Origin of the sequence: Endobacterium panacihumi, assembly GCF_050847465.1 — a bacterium.
Classification (GTDB): Bacteria; Pseudomonadota; Alphaproteobacteria; order Rhizobiales; family Rhizobiaceae; genus Neorhizobium; species Neorhizobium panacihumi.
This window is the reverse complement of record NZ_JBOZRA010000003.1, coordinates 480,016-497,731: the sequence shown is the minus strand read 5'-3', so window position 1 is coordinate 497,731 and position 17,716 is coordinate 480,016. Positions and strand designations below refer to the sequence as shown.

19 protein-coding genes are annotated in these 17,716 nt (G+C 55.8%); 10 read left to right on the top strand and 9 right to left on the bottom strand.

The genetic code is table 11. The features are described from left to right. The first annotated feature begins 20 nt into the window (after positions 1–20). Positions 21–344, top strand: a complete 324-nt coding sequence (locus ACRQ1B_RS17910) for a hypothetical protein (protein ID WP_432295193.1) — start codon at positions 21–23, stop codon at positions 342–344. Between the two features lie 1,005 nt (positions 345–1,349). On the opposite strand, the gene ACRQ1B_RS17905 is transcribed toward ACRQ1B_RS17910, so the two are convergent. Continuing rightward, complete coding sequence (locus tag ACRQ1B_RS17905; protein ID WP_432295191.1) at positions 1,350–1,694, bottom strand: DUF2934 domain-containing protein; 345 nt, start codon at positions 1,692–1,694, stop codon at positions 1,350–1,352. Positions 1,695–1,895: 201 nt separating this feature from the next. On the opposite strand from ACRQ1B_RS17905, the gene ACRQ1B_RS17900 reads away from it, so the two are divergent. From ACRQ1B_RS17900 to ACRQ1B_RS17890, 3 genes are all read left to right on the top strand, one after another. Then, a complete protein-coding gene (locus ACRQ1B_RS17900; RefSeq protein WP_432295190.1) occupies positions 1,896–2,594 on the top strand; it encodes a TetR/AcrR family transcriptional regulator in 699 nt (232 codons plus the stop codon). A gap of 242 nt (positions 2,595–2,836) precedes the next feature. Next, positions 2,837–3,583 (top strand): outer membrane protein, encoded by a 747-nt coding sequence (locus tag ACRQ1B_RS17895; RefSeq protein ID WP_432295188.1) that lies wholly within the window; start codon positions 2,837–2,839, stop codon positions 3,581–3,583. Positions 3,584–3,813: 230 nt separating this feature from the next. Further along, positions 3,814–4,038, top strand: coding sequence for an RT0821/Lpp0805 family surface protein (locus ACRQ1B_RS17890; protein WP_489753108.1), 225 nt, complete (start codon positions 3,814–3,816; stop codon positions 4,036–4,038). A gap of 29 nt (positions 4,039–4,067) precedes the next feature. Here ACRQ1B_RS17890 and ACRQ1B_RS17885 read toward each other — a convergent pair whose 3' ends face one another. Next, positions 4,068–4,793, bottom strand: coding sequence for a haloacid dehalogenase type II (locus ACRQ1B_RS17885; protein ID WP_432295186.1), 726 nt, complete (start codon positions 4,791–4,793; stop codon positions 4,068–4,070). Positions 4,794–4,964: 171 nt separating this feature from the next. Then, positions 4,965–5,162 (bottom strand): hypothetical protein, encoded by a 198-nt coding sequence (locus tag ACRQ1B_RS17880; RefSeq protein ID WP_432295184.1) that lies wholly within the window; start codon positions 5,160–5,162, stop codon positions 4,965–4,967. Between the two features lie 285 nt (positions 5,163–5,447). Here ACRQ1B_RS17880 and ACRQ1B_RS17875 point away from each other — a divergent pair, with 285 nt between their 5' ends. Beyond that, positions 5,448–5,633 (top strand): hypothetical protein, encoded by a 186-nt coding sequence (locus ACRQ1B_RS17875; RefSeq protein ID WP_432295182.1) that lies wholly within the window; start codon positions 5,448–5,450, stop codon positions 5,631–5,633. A gap of 14 nt (positions 5,634–5,647) precedes the next feature. On the opposite strand, the gene ACRQ1B_RS17870 is transcribed toward ACRQ1B_RS17875, so the two are convergent. Continuing rightward, positions 5,648–5,950, bottom strand: a complete 303-nt coding sequence (locus tag ACRQ1B_RS17870) for a hypothetical protein (RefSeq protein WP_432295180.1) — start codon at positions 5,948–5,950, stop codon at positions 5,648–5,650. Between ACRQ1B_RS17870 and ACRQ1B_RS17865 the strand changes: the two genes are divergently transcribed. Both ACRQ1B_RS17865 and ACRQ1B_RS17860 read left to right on the top strand, forming a co-directional pair. Further along, positions 5,858–6,103 carry a PAS domain-containing protein gene (locus ACRQ1B_RS17865; protein WP_432295308.1) on the top strand — a complete coding sequence of 82 codons (246 nt, stop codon included), beginning with the start codon at positions 5,858–5,860 and terminating at the stop codon, positions 6,101–6,103. The genes ACRQ1B_RS17870 and ACRQ1B_RS17865 overlap by 93 nt on opposite strands. A gap of 78 nt (positions 6,104–6,181) precedes the next feature. Further along, positions 6,182–6,421 (top strand): DUF6894 family protein, encoded by a 240-nt coding sequence (locus tag ACRQ1B_RS17860; RefSeq protein WP_432295179.1) that lies wholly within the window; start codon positions 6,182–6,184, stop codon positions 6,419–6,421. Positions 6,422–6,923: 502 nt separating this feature from the next. Here the strand turns inward: ACRQ1B_RS17860 and ACRQ1B_RS17855 are convergent. Both ACRQ1B_RS17855 and ACRQ1B_RS17850 read right to left on the bottom strand, forming a co-directional pair. Further along, positions 6,924–8,066 (bottom strand): GGDEF domain-containing protein, encoded by a 1,143-nt coding sequence (locus ACRQ1B_RS17855; protein WP_432295177.1) that lies wholly within the window; start codon positions 8,064–8,066, stop codon positions 6,924–6,926. 244 nt (positions 8,067–8,310) lie between these two features. Beyond that, complete coding sequence (locus ACRQ1B_RS17850) at positions 8,311–11,601, bottom strand: DEAD/DEAH box helicase (protein WP_432295175.1); 3,291 nt, start codon at positions 11,599–11,601, stop codon at positions 8,311–8,313. Positions 11,602–11,802: 201 nt separating this feature from the next. Here ACRQ1B_RS17850 and ACRQ1B_RS17845 point away from each other — a divergent pair, with 201 nt between their 5' ends. Further along, on the top strand, positions 11,803–12,558 hold the full coding sequence (locus tag ACRQ1B_RS17845) for an EAL domain-containing protein (RefSeq protein ID WP_432295174.1): 756 nt from the start codon (positions 11,803–11,805) through the stop codon (positions 12,556–12,558). A 734-nt stretch (positions 12,559–13,292) separates the two neighbouring features. Here the strand turns inward: ACRQ1B_RS17845 and ACRQ1B_RS17840 are convergent. Both ACRQ1B_RS17840 and ACRQ1B_RS17835 read right to left on the bottom strand, forming a co-directional pair. Next, positions 13,293–13,502, bottom strand: coding sequence for a hypothetical protein (locus ACRQ1B_RS17840; RefSeq protein WP_432295173.1), 210 nt, complete (start codon positions 13,500–13,502; stop codon positions 13,293–13,295). Further along, the gene (locus ACRQ1B_RS17835) at positions 13,495–13,704 is read right to left on the bottom strand and encodes a hypothetical protein (protein ID WP_432295172.1); all 210 of its coding nucleotides are present in this window, start codon (positions 13,702–13,704) and stop codon (positions 13,495–13,497) included. Before ACRQ1B_RS17835 ends, ACRQ1B_RS17840 begins: the two co-directional genes overlap by 8 nt. A gap of 190 nt (positions 13,705–13,894) precedes the next feature. Between ACRQ1B_RS17835 and ACRQ1B_RS17830 the strand changes: the two genes are divergently transcribed. After that, on the top strand, positions 13,895–14,206 hold the full coding sequence (locus tag ACRQ1B_RS17830) for a hypothetical protein (RefSeq protein ID WP_432295171.1): 312 nt from the start codon (positions 13,895–13,897) through the stop codon (positions 14,204–14,206). Between the two features lie 70 nt (positions 14,207–14,276). After that, positions 14,277–16,967 (top strand): DNA ligase D, encoded by a 2,691-nt coding sequence (gene ligD / locus ACRQ1B_RS17825; protein ID WP_432295170.1) that lies wholly within the window; start codon positions 14,277–14,279, stop codon positions 16,965–16,967. Positions 16,968–16,994: 27 nt separating this feature from the next. Here the strand turns inward: ligD and ACRQ1B_RS17820 are convergent, their stop codons facing one another. Further along, a complete protein-coding gene (locus ACRQ1B_RS17820; protein ID WP_432295169.1) occupies positions 16,995–17,573 on the bottom strand; it encodes a cyclodeaminase/cyclohydrolase family protein in 579 nt (192 codons plus the stop codon). Positions 17,574–17,716 lie beyond the last annotated feature (143 nt).

Below are 17,716 nucleotides of genomic sequence, written 5' to 3'. Positions count from 1 at the left end.
GGGTCCAGAGGAAGATCTTCATGCGTATAAAATTTGTGGTGACTCTTATTACGGGTGTCGTAGCCGCAGCATCAGGGGCTGATGCCAAAACGACTTGGCATCTCTACGGGGCGGTACCAGTGAATGGCGACCGGGCCCTCGAGCTCGCCTACAGCGACGCGCTCGCATCCTGTAGGCTTGAAGGTTATCGTGACATGGAAGAGAGCCGGGTCTTTGCGATGGATTATGACGCGCCGGAAATGGCCAGCTGCTTGTCGCGAAAAGGATTCATCCGTCAAGGTGGCCAGCCGCACGCATACCCAATCCCAAAAGAGACGTACAAAGTCCGCGTCCAGGGAAGGTGATTGTGTACCGGTCGCGCGCACGAGAAGCAATGACTTGTGTCGAATGCCTTCATGGAACCCATCGAGATTGATGAGCGCGCTTTTGTAACTCTCGTGGACCAGGTCATCGACATTACCATCCTGTCTACAAAAACGGCGTGCGAAATTGCGCAGTGCAGGTATCGCCGTTCGGACACGGACGGTTTTGGCGTGCGTTATCTCGCGGGATCTCCATAGGCAAAATCGATCAATCATTTGATGCACACATCGTTGCGGCCGATCCGGTTTCAGGCGAGGGTACGCTTGCGGACGAACGTGGAGACAGGTTTCGCTCACGGCCCTTTTGCTCCTGAAAGGGTGGTCGGAGCCGCCCCCTCTGGAGCGGGTCGGAGTCGAAGGGAGTGATCAGAAGCCATGAGAGAAACAGCGTCAGGGTGACTGCCGTCAGCCCAACCGCCATCTTTGTCTTGGAAGATCCTGACTTCCCTCCCGGCTTTCCCTCGCGTTCGTACTCCGTGGTTACGTCGGTCGACCCGAAAGGGTCTTGCTCCTGATGTCGCACGTTCTTGGCTCCCCGTCAGACTGTTTTCTATTTCGTCTCGACTGTAGCCGCGCACAGCGCCAGCCTCCGCTGTCGGGCGCTGAGCATCGATCGAAGCCTCCGAAGTCTTCGGGCCGGGATCGCTCTCCTTGGCGAAAGCATCTTGCCGGTAACCCGAGTGGTAAGGTGCCGCGGATCGAAGCAGGCACGTCAATCGCGACCTTGTCCCATCGCCTTTAATTACGCTCAGAAACTCCGAATAGGCTGCGCCCAGGGCCGCATGATAAGCCGAATAAAGTGCTTCCGGCTGAATTTTTCACGTCATCTCCGTGCTGGACGAAGGGGTTGTACACTTTGCGTTGTCGACAAACCGGTTGGCGATGACGTCAAAGCTGCCGGGTTCCTCCAGTCTGTGCAGTGCCTCAATCAAGTCGTTCATCCGAGCCGCGGTGTTCCCTCAAATGAGCGTTCCTCAAAAGTGGCAATTACGATCGATCGGTATCGCCGTTGCCGAAAGTCCTTCGGTCAGCGTCTGGCGGATCGAACTTGTCTACGAGAGACGGGGCCGAATTTTCTTCCTCCGAAGGGGAAGAGGCGACGGGCCAGTCGTTAGAGGGCTCCTGCACCTGCTCATCTTCCGCCGAACCTGCGCTGGTTGGGGGAGAAACGCCACCGTGATGATCGCCTGACCAAGTCTGGGCATCACCAGTCGCATAACCGCCAATGTCCTTTTCGGCTTCGCTCCAGTGCCGATCGTGCTGCCCGTTCGGCCGGCCCTCCGCCTCCCATTTCGAGTAGGCCGCGTTGCGAATTGCGTCTTCGTTGCTCATGTCAACCTCCTGTGCTCTGCCGGACCGAACAAATGACGGTGACGCGAGTTCCAAAGAGAACGACAATGGGCCGGCAAGGTTGAGTGTCCATGAGAGCGACGCTGCTGAACCTTGATCACACACCGTTGCCTTGACTCTACCGCTGCACGGCCGAATAGGTCATTGGATATAGGCATCGCAACCGTCTACGTGGGATCCAGCATGAGCAGTCCTCGCCACCCTGGCAAGCCGCCGAAAACCGTCCTTCGACGCATACCGAAACAAGAGCGTAGCAAGGATCGGGTGTCAGACATTCTCAGGGTGTCAGCGGATCTCATCGGTGAAAAAGGCATCGACGCTGTCACGATGAAGGAGATCGGGTCACGAAGTGGCGGACCGATTGCGTCAGTGTATCAATATTTCCCGGACAAGGAGGCGATTGTCGCATCCCTCTACGAGCAGTATGTCGCCGAAACACGTTTCATTTTGAAAGGCGCTATAGGGAACATCCAGACTGCTGACGAAGCAGTGACGGCAGCCGAGCTTTTGGTCGACGCCTATTACGAAGTCATGCGGCAGGAAACGTCAGCCATCGACATCATGAACGCCATCAAAGCCAGCAAGGTACTGGGGCAGCAGGATGTTCTTGAGACGCGCCTTCAAGTCGGTGACTTTTACGAAGCGACCGCACGTTTCGTGCACGAGGGAAGGCGCGATCAATACAAGACCACCCTCATATTGCTTTTCAACATGGCGGACGCGAGCGTTCGCCTGGCTCTAATGCAGCCGCAACGGGCGGCGGGCAGCATCCTTGCGCAATTCAAGGAAATCGTCAGAGTTCAGGCAGCATATTTTCTTCTGGGGAGATTTCCAGAGAAGCTGTCCAGTTCCGTTGGCGAAGTTCACGGTCGCGCCCAGTAGAACTGGTAGTGCGACCGTCGATATGAACTGTCGCGCTTTGGATGAGTGTAGCCAGACAGGCTCGGAAACTTCCGCACATCGGTGGATTGATACCCGCGAGAACCATGGTGTAACCAATCTGTCACAAGTGACAGAGAAGCAGGTTACCGGAGCCATCTCGTTTGTATCGCGATGATGAAATCGAGGAGGTGTCACCTAATTCCGATTGAGGCGTATGTGGCCTCTCAACCAGGATACCTGACATGAATATTCTCAAAAGCGTTCTTTTGACCTGCGCGTTCTCGACCGCGATCGTCGGTGCGGTCAACGCCGCCGACATGGCCGTCGAACAGGCTCCGGTCGTGGTGCCCTCCGCGTCCGGATTTTATGTCGGCTCTCTGAGCTCCGTCAGTTTCCTGGACGATACGTCCTTTTCTGCTCTCGGGAACTCTATCTCCACGGATTATGACACGGGTTTCTACAGCTCGGTCCGCGCTGGTTACAATTTTGGCTCAATAGCGTTTGTATCCCCGCGCGTCGAACTGGAACTTGGTTACGGCAGCGCGTCGGTTGACGCTCACTCCGTCAATGGCGCTGGTGTTGCGGGGATCGATTCCTTCGGCGACGCGCGCTCGTTCCAGGGTTACATCAATGGTTACATCGACATTCCCCTTACGAACGATGGCTTCTTCAGCGCCGTTACGCCATTCGTCGGCGGCGGTGTCGGCTTCATGAACCTGGAACTGCGCAAGCAGGGTGTCGCGGGAACCGCGACCTACATCGACGATAGCGATACCCAGTTCGCGTACCACTTGGACGCGGGCGTCGGCATCAATCTGCAGGGTATCGGCCTTTTTTCCGACATGTCATTGTTCGATAACACCACTCTCGACATAGGCTACCGCTTCACCGCAGCGGATGACTTCGATTTCGTGGCACGCGATGGATCCGCATCGAGCACCGATTTCAGAAGCCATGCAGTAACTTTCGGCCTGCGCAAACAGTTTTGATGACTTGAGCGGGAGGGGCGATCTCGCAACCTCCCGCATCCACGCAGACAAGGAACATCCGGTTGCACAAATATCTGCGGCGAAACTGGCAAGTCGCACCGATCGTCATTTCTACACTGGTGCTCGCGTCCTGCGGCCACGACGACGATGTGCGCCAAGCAGCGGTACCTCCGCACGCGACACCGGGCGTCGGTGCGGTCGCCACGGACGCAGTTGCTATCGAGCGGGCGATGGCCTCGGCCCTGCAACCTCAAGCAAACAGTGTGGCATGGGCGAGCCCAACGACGGGGAGTGCAGGCGTTTTGAGCTATAGCGAAACCCGCGACACTAGCGGGAAAACATGCCGTGCCTTCATCAGCACCCGTCAATCATTGAGCGGGGGCGGCACCGTGAATGGTCAGGCTTGCACTGAAGGCGAAGGGCGTTGGCGGGTCAATTCGTTGAACGAACAATAGGCTTCGAGACGCACGCGCTGCAGTAGAATTCAAGTGGTGCGCGCAACAGACATCAAAAGCTCTGCAGCACCGCTCATGTCCCGGACTTCTGAATAAGGTTGCCACGCCGGGTTGCCGTGTTCGCTCCTGCGGTTTACCCATATGGCACGCAATCCAAGCTCATGGCATGCCTTCATGTCGGTGTACATGCCCATCGCGACGTGGACTGTTTCGTCCGGCATGACATTCATCTGGCTGTATGCGTAATCGAAGATTTCCCGCGAGGGTTTGTAGGATCGGGCCTGCTGCGCCGTGATGACGTGATCGAATGGCACGCCAATACGCTCCACTGTTGGTGCGATCAGGTCGTCATCCGAGTTCGTGAAGATCGCCAGCTTGTATCGAGTTTTAAGTAAGCGAAGAGCTTCAGGGACATCTCGGTGAGGCCCCATGTTTGCCGGTGCCTTCGCCATTCCATCGAGCTCGTTTGAATTTGCGGCTATCCCGATTTCGCCGAAAGCCTGCTCGAAACTGATCCGCAGGATCTCCTTGAACGCCCGGTAATGTCTCCCTGCGGTCAATTGCCTGCTGTGAAGCGAAAAACGCTCCACGACAGCGGCGGCAGATACGTCGTCTGCGCCGTGCGCTTCAAGGACCAGAGCCGCCGCACGCGTGAGTTCCTCGTACCATTCTACGAGTGTCCCGTAACAATCGAATGTAATGACCTTGGTCTGCAAACCAAAATCGATGGATGACGTTTGTAGTCGTTGTGACATTACGGCTTCCTGGCATTGCTGGCCCGTGCGGAACGGATGATATCCTTAATTTCCGAATGGTTGTCATCCGATCCTGCGATAAGCGCGACCGGAAGCGAACCGTACGGATTCATCATTCGACTTGTTGCGCTTCGCACACGGCGAAACCACCAGTCCAGCTTGCATGGCGGTTTACAGTGTCTGAGCGCCGTGATGAGGCGTCCATCCAAGTCCTCGGCATTGCTCTTCGGCGTCAGCGCGGGCCGCGTCGATATCGTCGTAGATGCCTGGTAGCGTGTAGGTCTGTTCGCGATAGACGTAGCTGGCAGTCCCGTCCTCGATGTTGAACTGCACGCTTGGCGCATCGGTTATCTGGTTGGGATCTTGCATGATCTGGCTCCTCGTTCCACTACCCTAGAAGCAGGTAGCGCTGGTTTTGTTCCTGCGCGTTAAATTTTCGCTAGCAGCCCCTATCTTGGTGCCATCATTGCATTGGTGAAGAGGGCAGACATGATCGTAAGACCACACGCAGCTTAGCTGGAAGCAAGCAAAGCATATGCACGTCCTGGTTCCGATGTTTTTCCCGGCTCCACGCTCATGTAAGCATGTTTCACAATTATCGAATATACATCCTACGTCGGAAGCGATAATTGTCGGTGAGGGACGGAGTTCATCATGCCAAAACCGATCGGTTTGAGAAATCTTGATGGTCAAAAGCGCGCGCAGCTCGTCGCGCATTTGAAGCACGTTAGCATCAGTCGCGAAAACTCGATGGCGAGGGACTCATTGGACGGACCGGCGATGAACGAAAACGTCCAAGCCGTGCTCAAAGTGCTCGACGATATTTATCTGAAGAAGTGACCATTGACGGCAAATTACGGCATCCTAATTTGTCCCTTAGGGTAGAATTGGGAGGTACCATGCGTTCGGTCGATGAGGTTTTGTTCTCGAGCCAGTGGTCCGCCGGCGATACGCCTGACGCTGGCTTCTTCACCTGGGATATCCCGGAAAATATCCTTTAAGCCGATGGCGCTCTTGCAGACCTTTTCGGCGTCGATCCGGAAGAAGCGGAGCGCGGTCTCCCAATCGAGACGTATCTGGATCGCGTCCATCCGGATGATCGGTCGCAACTTGCCAAGGCAATCAGTGACAGCATTATCACGCATATGAATCAGCACGAGACCTACCGAGCTCTTAATGCTCAAGGACGCTATGTGACGGTCGCATCGTTCGGCCGCGGCTTCCGCGACCGCGATGGCCTTCCGCGACGTTATGTCGGGATTGTGGTTCCCGTCGGTGAAGTTGATGCGCTGCCGGTTCGATTATCCTGAAGTCTCAATCCCAAGCCGCGTGTCCGGTGGAACCCAATCCGTGCTCTCGAATTGTCTTGCACAATCATAGGAGCTGCGATGCCCAGGTATTTCTTTAACTATCGGATCAACGGGGTTCTTGAGAAAGATCCGGAAGGCTCTGAGTTACCCTCCGATGAAGCAGCGCTCGAAGAAGCGCACAGTGCTGCCAGAGAACTGTTGGCGGCCAAGGTTCGTGCCGGTGAGCTCGTCGATGGCGACGAGTTCGAGGTCTCGACTGGTGACGGGATTGTCGTGCATACTCTGCCGCTGCGATCCGTATTGAAACTTGACGAGTAAAATGCCTTAAACCGCCGGGCGTCGGCGCCATCGAAAAGCTGTGGTCGCCATTCTCGTCTTTTGTGCTCTGCTTTGTGCCATTGTGTACATGGGTCAGTGGTGGATGACCGAGCCCTCAGGTGATGTCGATGCACAGTCAAGTATCACGGCCCCCCGCAATAGGTTCACATCTGTTGTCCGCGCCTGATGACCGGGCTGCTTGAGAGATATGCCGTGAGATTTGAGGCGTGGGCGAACTGATCTCCCATTCCGACCGGTAACCACGGATCGACAACCCCAGGCAGGCTTTGGACGACGCATGGATTCCAAGCGCCTCTGGTCTAGATCCTGATCGAGGAAATTTTTCAAGACGCCGGGTACACAACCTGCAGGAGACGCGTTACCGCGGGCACGGCATCTCTGCAAGCGAGCCGCAAGCTCCTGCCGGCAGGCCCTGCGAAGTCCGCTTGCTTCGCCAGCCTCATGTCGACATTGGCGGCACCACATCCTCGTTGCTCGGTTCCTACGCACGACCAGTTGCAAGTTTAACTCGGTCTCGACCTGCATTCTTGGCTTCATATAGTGCCATATCCGCACGTCGGAAAGCATCTTGCAAATCGGGGCCGGAAGCAAACGACGCAACTCCGAAGCTTGCAGTTGTTCTCACGGGAAGATCCTCCATGAGTGTTGCCGCCTGCCGAAAAGCCTGTGCAAGAGAAAGCGCGACATCCACGGGTGTGTTCGGCAGGAAGACAGCGAATTCCTCACCTCCGATGCGGCCGATGGCTGAGATAGCCGGCGCATATTTGCGAAGCACCATTCCAAACCCCTGGATGACCAAATCGCCGACGTGATGGCCATAGGTGTCGTTGACACTTTTGAAGTGGTCGAGGTCGCAAACAATCACGGCATGCGGTCCTTCCGGCAACCCGGCCATCAGGGTTTGGACACGCCGTTCAAAACCGCGTCGATTGGGGAGATCAGATAGTGCGTCCTGCTCGGATTCGTGTTGCTGATCCGCCATGATCTCCAGCACTAGAACGGCGAGAAGCGTCAGTCCGACCGCCACCATCAGGATAGCCGTAGAGCTCTGGGATATAAGCGCATAGTTCGTGCTGATATAGTCTTCTGCCGTGGATCCGGTCCCGACCAGCACTGTCAGCCCGGCTTTTGCAAAAAATTGGAGGCCAGTTACCAGCATGAGGCCGCCGAGGAACTTGTCGACTGCAAGTCGCCTGCGCGACGACAGGACGACAGATGCGCTCGAAAGGACGGCAATGGCAAAAGGTGTCTGATATAATATGGCGTGAAGTGCCGAGCTTCGCGGCAGATCATAGATGAGGTCGCTTCCGATCGCCGTAAAGAGAACGAATGCGATCCCGACCCTCTTGTCGAGCGGTTTTCCGTAGAGTTCACCCACACCGGCACGAAGCAGGGCCATCCCAGCAACCACTGACGCAAACGCTCCGAGCGCGGAAACTCTCGGGAAGTCCGTGTAAGCGATCAACAGTTCGAAAATGGCCGATAGCGATGCGATACCGAAGCCTGACGCTAGCCAAAGCGCGGCCTTGCGTGAACGTGAGCGGGTGGAAACGACTGCAAACAACGCACTGAAGCACAACCCAACAACACAATTCACCGCAAGGAAAAATAAGACGCCGTTCATCGAAAAGACCTGATATTTCTAGTTGTAATAATTATGGATTTGTTATCATTCGTTATTGAAGAAATGCTGAAAGCGGACGCATGAAGCGATGACGCAATGCATCTCGTTTCCGAAGACGAATTGATGTAATTCGGGCGGAATCGCCAGGACGCCGCACCGGGCAATCAGATTGAACTGACACGCTCTAAGACCAGCGCCTACGCGTCAGATAAGCCGTTGCTGGAACCCAACCAGGGCGCAACCATCACCGTCTCTTAGTTTTCCGGCTAAGGCTGGCAAAAATCCGCTCGAAAAACGATAGCTGCTCATCACCAGTCCGTGCCGTGACTTCAAAGATGATCCTGTCGTCGCGGCGAAAGCCTCCGCTGCTCTTGATCAACGTAGCGATCACACGTGCGGGTGTCGCGCTCGTGACCGTAATCGCAACTGCTTTCGGTCCTGCTTCAACTTTCGTGATACCGAGTTTACCTGCAGCCAGCTGCAAACGTTGCCGCCGCAGGAGACGCGTAACATCTTGCGGTGGATTGCCGAACCGATCTTCGAATTCTTCTTCCAGATCATTAATTTCCCGCAAAGCAGATGATCTTAACAGCTTGGCGTAAAGGTTGAGCCGTACAGAAGGGTCTGCGACATAATCTGCGGGTATCACGCCCGCTATACCAAGGTGCAAAACGGGACGATGGAAGGCCGTGGGAGACTGTTTGCGCATTTTTGCGACCGCGCGCGCAAGCATTGTCTGATATAATCCAGTGCCTATGACCCTCATATGACCAGCCTGGTCATCGCCAGTGAGGTCGCCTCCACCTCGCAAGTCGAAATCTCGAAGGCTAATGGCGAAACCGGCGCCTAGACGGTCGTTGTCAACGAGCGTCGCCAGCCGCCGCTGGGTGTCCTCAGCCTGTTCCTTGCTTTCTTCCGTAAGCAGATAAGCCATGCCCTGTGCGGCCGCGCGCCCGACCCGTCCGCGCAACTGGTGGAGCTGTGCCAGGCCGAACTGTTCCGCGTGCAATATGAATATCGAATTTGCACGCGGAACGTCGATGCCGGTCTCGATGATGTTCGTCGCCAGCAGAATGTCACCCTGGCCCTCCGCAAAGTCCACGATCGTTTCATCGATGACCGCGGACTGCATCTTGCCATGGGCTACCTTGATCGAGAGTTCCGGGACAATCTCGCGCAACATCGCCTCGATACTCTCGATATCTTCAATCCGAGGTACAACGACGAAGCTTTGTCCTCCACGTCGGTATTCGCGCATCAAGCCGGTGCGCATGGATACGTGGTCAACCATGGAAAGAGAGGTTCGAACGGGCCGGCGCTTGCGAGGCGGAGTGGCTAGAAGACTGACTTCTTGAATACCTACCATGGCCGACTGCAACGTTCTTGGGATAGGTGTCGCCGACATTGCCAGGGTATGAAGCGAGGGCGCGAGACTGGCCATTGCGCGTTTTTCCTTCAGGCCGAAGCGGTGCTCTTCGTCAACGACCAATAGTGAGAGACGGGAAAAGCGAACGTCCTTTGAGAGGATTGCCTGAGTAGCGATGATGATATTTATCTCACCCTCGGCCAACTTCGCCTTGACGCGTTTCGCCTCGCTCGGTTTGAGCAGGCGGGACAGCATTGCGACCTTGATACCCGTTCCTGCAAATCGACGCTCGAAGGTCGCAAAATGCTGCCGTGCCAGGACAGTCGTAGGGGCAACGACGGCGACCTGTCCGCCGGAGAGTGATACTGCCGCTGCGGCACGCAGCGCGATCTCGGTCTTCCCGAAGCCGACATCGCCGCAGATGAGCCGGTTCATGACCTTTCCCGACGCCAGATCGGCCAACACAGACACTATTGCTTCTGACTGATCAGCTGTTTCTGCGTATGGAAAGCGCCGAACGAATGCGGAGAAGTCGGCACGTGGGGGTATAAATTTCTCGGCTTGAGAGCTCTGCCTTTGCCGGGCAATTTTCAAAAGGTGACGCGCTGTCGAATGGATGTCTGAAGCGATCTGTTCACGCTTTTTTTGCCAGGCGTCGGTGTGTAGACGATCGAGTGTTACAGCCTCCGGTTCAGAGCCATAACGCCATAATTTAGCGAATTCTTCCATTGGTACGAGTACGGAGCTGTCATCGCGATACATCAAACGGGCCGCGTCATTGGGTATGCCGTCGACGACTATGGTCTCCAGATCTTTGAGAACGCCCACGCCGTAGTTCTCGTGGACAACGACATCGCCGATCCGGAGCTCCGGTTCGGCCAGGGGATTAATGGGCTCGCTACTTGCTCCCGTTCCGTCCGAGACAGCGATTAACGCGACCTTTGCCGGGTCATCGATAAAGCTTTCCTCCAGCTCGCAATGCAACCTCAGCAGAGATCCAGGGGCGAACTCCTTTCCCGCTTCCCACTTTTCGATCAAAACAGGCGTGATGCCGCTTGCCTTCACAACTCGCCGCGTTAGCGCTTCAGCTCTCTTACCGTCCCCGGATATGACCACCGTCAGGCCTTGCTGCAGTTCGTTGTGGATCACATCCACCAAAGCGTCTTGTCGGCGAACCTCCGTTATTTCAGACGGTAGATGACGACTACCTCGAAGATCGAGCGCATCGGCTGAACGTTTTCCGATGTATTGCTGCCACTCTTCGAGAGAGAGATAAAGTGACCGGGCGGACATGGAGTTGGTTTCGCTGTGTCCTTGGCGGAATTGGCGAGCATCATCCACGATTTCCAGATACCGCGTGACCCGCTCTTGCGCCCCAGCAGCCAGATGGAGGGCGGTATCGCCGGCAAAGTCGAACACGGTGGGCATGTCTGAATAAAGATTCTGAAGCAAGCGCTCCATGGTATCCGCTCCTGGCGCGGTATTCTCCGTCGCGACTTGCGTTGATACCGCTTCGGATGCCGGACCGAAAATCACGCGGTTGAGATAACTCTCCGTTCGCTGCGAAACCCGGTCAAAGCCTCTCAATTCTTCGATCAAACCCTCTTCCGAGATAACAATCCGCATCGGACCGGGTGCACCGGCCGGATAGATGTCTATAACGCCTTCGCGAATCGCAACCTCGCCTGGATCGTCAGCGACGGATTCCTCGAGATAACCAGTTCGCCGAACGAACTCGAAAAAAGCGGGTTGATCAAATTGCGTGCCTACCGCAAGTTCGAGCTGGCATTTCATGATGACCGACGGGGGTGGGATACGCTGCAGAGTAGCTTCGACTGAGGTCAGCAGCAGTTTTGCCGGGTTCCGGGTCGTGCACCAGATCCGCAATGCGTCCATTCGCCGGCCCATGCAGTGCGCAGAAGGTGGTACGCGATCATAGGGCAGACAATCCCAAGGCGGCAGAATGACGACTTCTATCTCTGGGAAAAGGGCAGGCATGGCCCCGGCAAGTTCATCCAGACGCCGTTCGCTAAGAGCAACATAGCAAAGCGGCTTGTTGGTTTTTTGCAGCTCGGCAACGAGCCTAGTTGCCACAAACCCAGCGGGTAAATCGATCTCTTCAGCGTTGCCATAGGACTTGAGAGGTTTGGCTTTTACGTCGATCCCCATGAGGCTTGTCTGCTCCTGTCGTCTCTCGTCCTATGACGATGGCATTGTGCCAGCGTCGAAACACATGAGGACAAAGCTCAGTTGCACCGCTGAGCCCTCAGTACGATAGCGGACGGACCTCTCTCATGGTCGAATTTTTCGTTTTCCTTAGCACTCCATTAGCTGAGCTTCCCACAGTTTGTGCAAAAGCGAGGTGTCGATATGCGTAATGGTTGTGAAGGTTGTCGGCAGGGCGAAGCGTTCAAACTGCCGTTTTCGATGGCATTTCAACCGATCGTCGATATTCGCAAGGGTCATGTCTTTGCCTTCGAGGCTTTGGTGCGAGGCGTTAACGGCGAGGGCGCCGCAAGCGTCCTGACCAAAGTTGATCCCGTGAACCGCTACGCGTTCGATCAGCAGTGCCGCGTCAGAGCAATCGAACTGGCAGCCTCGTTGCTCGAGCACGATGACACCGCGAAACTATCAATTAATTTTATGCCAAACGCAGTGTACGAGCCGCGAGCCTGTATCAGGCTCACTTTGGCCACGGCGGAACGCGTGGGCTTTCCCCTCGATCGCATCATTTTCGAGTTCACCGAGGACGAACAACTCGATACAAGGCATGTCTTGAAAATCCTTGAGACGTACCGGCAAATCGGTTTCAAGACAGCCATCGACGATTTTGGCGCGGGCCATGCCGGCTTGGGCCTGCTGACCAAGTTTCAGCCTGATCTGGTGAAGCTGGACATGGATCTTATCCGGCATATTGACACCGACCGGGTAAAGCGTGTGGTCGTGGAGCACACCCTGCGAATGCTCGCCGATCTTGATATAACGCCTCTGTGCGAAGGAGTTGAGACGGATGGGGAGCTTGCAGTGTTGAGGGATCTGGGCGTCGCACTTGTTCAGGGTTATCGCATTGCAAAACCAAGCTTCGAGGCTGCGACCACTCCCGAGGGGTACCGAAGAGCAGCATAATCATACGCAAGGTTTCACCCCTGGCAGCGTTAGAATACCCAATTGTAGGTTTTTCATCTAGCGAATTTCTGGGTTGTGCGGTCTTATGCGAGCTCCAAATTCACCTACAATCCGGCAAAGCCAAAGTCTGCGGTCTGCGATAATATCGGTAATGCGCTGATAAACCGCCGATCTCTGCACCACTTCAAAGAAGGTGTGTTCGAGGTTATGCCGATCATGTGCTTCCGTTGCGCGATATCGCTCAATCCTACGAATGCAATGTCCGTGACCGCCACTACTTTCCGGCCCCCAATTTCCGAGGATCTCGCTTCGATACCGATCCTCACGACCTCTGCGTCGATGCAGCCTCGCGTCTCGACTTCCTCCAGGATGTCTGTCGCGACTGTACGCTCACCCGAGTATGTCGAAATGCACGCGTTGGTGTGAAAGCCGAGCGCGACTGAGACGCAGTCACCAAAAGGAGTGTTCGAAGCTTGACAGTCAACTCGATCGTAAACATGACCAACGCCGGAGCCCTCGCCGCTTCGTATCATGCCGTAAAAATGGTACCAGTCCGTTCGACTAAGATACTCGAGCTTCCACACGACTTGGCTGAAATGCTCCGGCTTAGCCAACACTTCCGATAATCCTTGCACAGTTTCTTGAAAGTCGTCGCGATTACAAAATTGCATGGTCATCCTCGATCCAAGCGGCCTATGCGAGGCATGGCAAAGTCTTTCAGCAAGCGCATCGATTTAACCTCTGAATTTTTCTTCGTCCTGGTCCGAGGGATCGTAGTTAACGTCCCAGTCCTTGCCCGCTTTCTTACCAGGAGGATCACGGTTCACCGTCGCATCTTCGGAGCCCGTGATGACAGTTGGCTTCGCACTGTGAACCCCTGAGGCTTTGCGATCTGCCTGCGAAGGGGCGTATTGGCCTTTTGCGTCATCTTCAGGCTTAGACATCTCGGACCTCTTTGGTTTTCAAAGCGTCAGACAGGTTCTTCTTCTGTGGATTGGCGTTCGTTTCGCCAACCGCATCTTCGTCGCGGTCCGGATCATCTTTGGCTTTGAGATAACCGCGAGGCGTATTTTCCTGAGGCCCTTCCCATCTCGGGGATTGGTCAGTCGTGCCGGGAGCGCCAGCACTCGGAGCAGTGTTTCTCATTTCCATCATCCTCCATTGTCAAGGCCGTAACCCTGTGCGCGTGGTTCTGTTCCTCAAGTCGGTGCCCGGTTGCCATCGCCTTTTGGAACAATGGGTCGGCTGAGGATGTTGAGGGCAGAAGAAACGGGCACCAAAACTGCTCTGCTTTAGCAGCAGCGGTCCGTTGCCCACCACACGCGAAGGAGTTGTAATGTCCGATATGAGCACGAAGACCGTCACCGCAAAGTTTGCGACACGGGAGGCTGCGGACCTCGCTGTCGAACATCTCGTTCAAAAGCTCAATATCCATCGGACGGATATCTTTGTGCAGACAAGCGGTTCTGAGAACTCGTCCGGCGTGGATATCAGCGGTGGTGACGCAGCAACGGTCGATGAAGTTTCGCGAGGCGATGCGCCACTTGGATCGGAAATCGAGGTTTCTGCCGACATCGCCTCGGGTCATGAGGACGCTGTTCGCGCCGCATTCGGTGATCTCGGCGCCACCGATCTGTCCTCTCGCTGAAACCGACCATCCGAGGACCAGGGGGGTCGCTGTCGGCATATGGTCTCTCGAAAACAGTTGAGGTTCTGTCATGGCGGACAACCTGAGCAAATACCGCGCCAAACGCGACTTCAAAAAAACCGTAGAGCCGAGCGGAGAGATGGCCATAAAGTCATCGAACCGCCGTCGTTTCGTCATCCAGAAGCACGATGCGACCCGTCTCCATTATGACCTGCGTATCGAGATAGGCGGCGTGTTCAGATCGTGGGCCGTCACCAAGGGGCCATCGCTCGATCCCAAGGACAAACGTTTAGCGGTCGAAGTCGAGGATCATCCGTTGGATTACGGTGATTTCGAAGGCACGATTCCAAAGGGACAGTACGGCGGCGGCACGGTCATGCTGTGGGATCGTGGCTACTGGGAGCCTGAGGGAAACAGGACACCAGAGCAGGCACTGGAGAAGGGGGATTTCAAGTTCTCGCTCGATGGTGATCGCTTAAAGGGAAGCTTCGTGCTGGTGCGTATGCGCAACCGCGAGGGCGAAAAACGCACGAACTGGTTGTTGATCAAACACGACGATGATTATTCGGTCGAAGAGAACGGTGCAGCAGTCCTCGAAGCGAACGACACCTCCGTCGCGTCCGGCCGAACGATGGAAGCGATCGCTTTAGGGAAGGGCAGGAAGCCTAAGCCGTTCATGACAACCGGAGATCCGATTCAAGCCGATGCGGTTTGGAATAGCAGCGAAGGTCTGGCGGCGGAGGAACGCGCAGCAGAAAGCAAAAATCCCGGCGGCCAGAAGAAAAGAGGTGCTTCTGCCAAATCGAAACCATCTGGATCGACATCGTCGATGCCGGACTTCATCGCGCCCCAGCTATGCGAGACTTTGCAGCGGCCACCTTCAGCGAAAGGCTGGATCCACGAGATCAAGTTCGATGGTTATCGCATCCAGATGCGGGTCGAAGGCGGAAAAGTGACACTGAAGACGCGAAAGGGGTTGGACTGGACGGCAAAATATCCCGCGATCGCTGAGGCTGCATCAGGACTGCCGGACGTTATTGTCGACGGCGAAATATGCGCATTGGATGAGAACGGCGCCCCTGATTTTGCGGCTCTTCAGGCCGCATTGTCGGAAGGTAAAACCGATGATCTTGTGTTCTTTGCATTCGATTTGCTCTTTGAAGGCGAGGCGGATTTCAGGCATTTGCCCCTGACGGAACGCAAGGAACGGCTAGCGAGACTGCTGTCCGACTCCGAAGATGATGCTCGCTTGCGCTTCGTCGAGCATTTCGAAACGGGCGGCGATGCCGTCCTTAAATCGGCGTGTCGGTTGTCTCTGGAAGGTATCGTGTCAAAAAAGGGCGACGCCCCGTACCAGTCTGGCCGGAGTGATACCTGGGCGAAGTCGAAGTGCCGGGCAGGGCATGAAGTCGTGATAGGTGCATATGCGCTGACCAACGGTGCCTTTCGCTCGCTCCTGGTGGGGGTCTATCGCGGCAACCACTTTGTCTACGTGGGCAGAGTTGGAACCGGCTACGGGGCGAAGATCGTCAGTCAAATCCTGCCGAAGCTCAAGGCCCTGAAGTCTTCAGACTCGCCTTTCACTGGAATCGGAGCCCCAAAGAAGTCCGCCGATATTGTTTGGCTGAAGCCGGAACTCGTCGCCGAGATCGAATTCGCCGGATGGACTGCCGACGGTCAGGTGCGACAGGCAGCGTTCAAAGGTCTGCGTGAGGACAAGCCTGCAAAAGAGGTTGAGGCCGAAAAACCTGCAGAACCGGATGAAGTCGATATTCCAGAGCCTGAAAAGAGCGCGAAACCTGCCCCTGCTCGTAAAACGACCTCCCGTCTGCGAAAGGGCGCGAAGGTAGATGTTATGGGCGTACTGATCTCCAGCCCGGACAAGGAGCTCTGGCCTGGCGCGCTCGATGACAAGCCCGTTACCAAGGTGGACCTTGCTCGCTATTATGGAGCAGTCGGGTCTTGGCTGATCGATCACATCAAAGGGCGACCCTGCTCGATCATCCGGACACCTGACGGCATCGGCAGCGAGCAGTTCTTCCAACGCCATGCGATGCAGGGAACCTCTAACCTGATTGAACAAGTCAAGGTCTCCGGGGATAAGCAACCTTACCTGCAGATCGACCGCGTCGAGGGACTTGCAGCCGTTGCGCAGATCGGTGGAACCGAACTCCACCCCTGGAACTGCGAACCGTACCATCCAGAAGTCCCAGGCCGTCTTGTCTTCGATCTGGACCCGGGGCCAAATGTCGATTTCGACACAGTGATCGAAGGTGCACGCGAGATCCGAGACCGTCTGGAAGAACTCGGTCTGGTGAGCTTCTGCAAGACCACCGGTGGCAAGGGGCTCCATGTGGTTACGCCGCTTGCAATACCGAAGGGCAAGAAGCTGAACTGGGATCAAGGAAAGGCGTTCGCCCACGACGTTTGCCAGGCGATGGCGCGTGATAACCCGGACCTCTATCTCATCAAGATGTCCAAGGCGCAGCGGGATGGCCGCATATTCCTGGATTACCTGCGCAATGATCGCACGTCGACAGCGGTTGCTCCGCTTTCGCCTCGAGCACGACCGGGTGCGACCGTTTCGATGCCCCTTAGCTGGACACAGGTGAAAAAAGGCCTTGATCCGAAGCGATTTACGATCCGGACTGTGCCAGATCTCATGAAAGATAGCACAGTATGGCAGGATTATTGCGACAGCCAGCGTTCATTGGAGCAAGCGATAAAGAGGCTGGAAAAAATATCAAAGCAAGCGGCGTGAGAGCGGGGGCGGCCTCCTCGTATTGGTCTACTCTCTTGATAAGAGGCCCAGCTTCTCGGTTGCACGCTCGAATCTAGCCTGCAGTTCCGAGCGCGCGTGAGACGTCCGCTGTTTTATCTCTGCGAGCGAAGTCACCTCGAGATTCGCATTGGTCGCCATTACGACAGCTCGAAATGAAGCTGCTATCATAGCTGCCCCGCCGTAATAATCGCTGGTGACGGACTGATCCACTTTCCCACGAGCCGATACCAGGACCTCCATAGCATCGATCAGCAGGTGGGACGCGGCCAGCGGCTGGCGTGTTGCTTCGATCAGAGCCGAGCGTTTCACCTGTGGGGCAGCATCGTCCTTCAGTGAATTGATGAGTTGCTTGACACTCTTCTGATCCCTCTCAAGCGCCGAAGCGATGTCCATAGCAACAGCGTCCAGGCGAGCCACGATTAGATCGTTGTCGAAATGTTTCTTGACGGACGTCAAAAGCGCCATCTTAGACATTGCAATACCCAGCAACGAAGAGAGCAGCGCGGCAGTGCTACCGCCGAGCTCGGGCGGCGTTTTGGCGGTCATTGCCACCAGATCTTTGAAGGAACGATCTACCAAATGCATCTGGGCACTCCGGCTCAGTCAAAATTATTGAAAAACGGCGCAGCGAGGTCAGGTGGACGCGACGGTTCCCCTATTCCGTGCTGCGCATTGGCAATAGCTAGACGAGCGCACCTATTTGTCTATGGCCACGTGCGCGCTCAGAT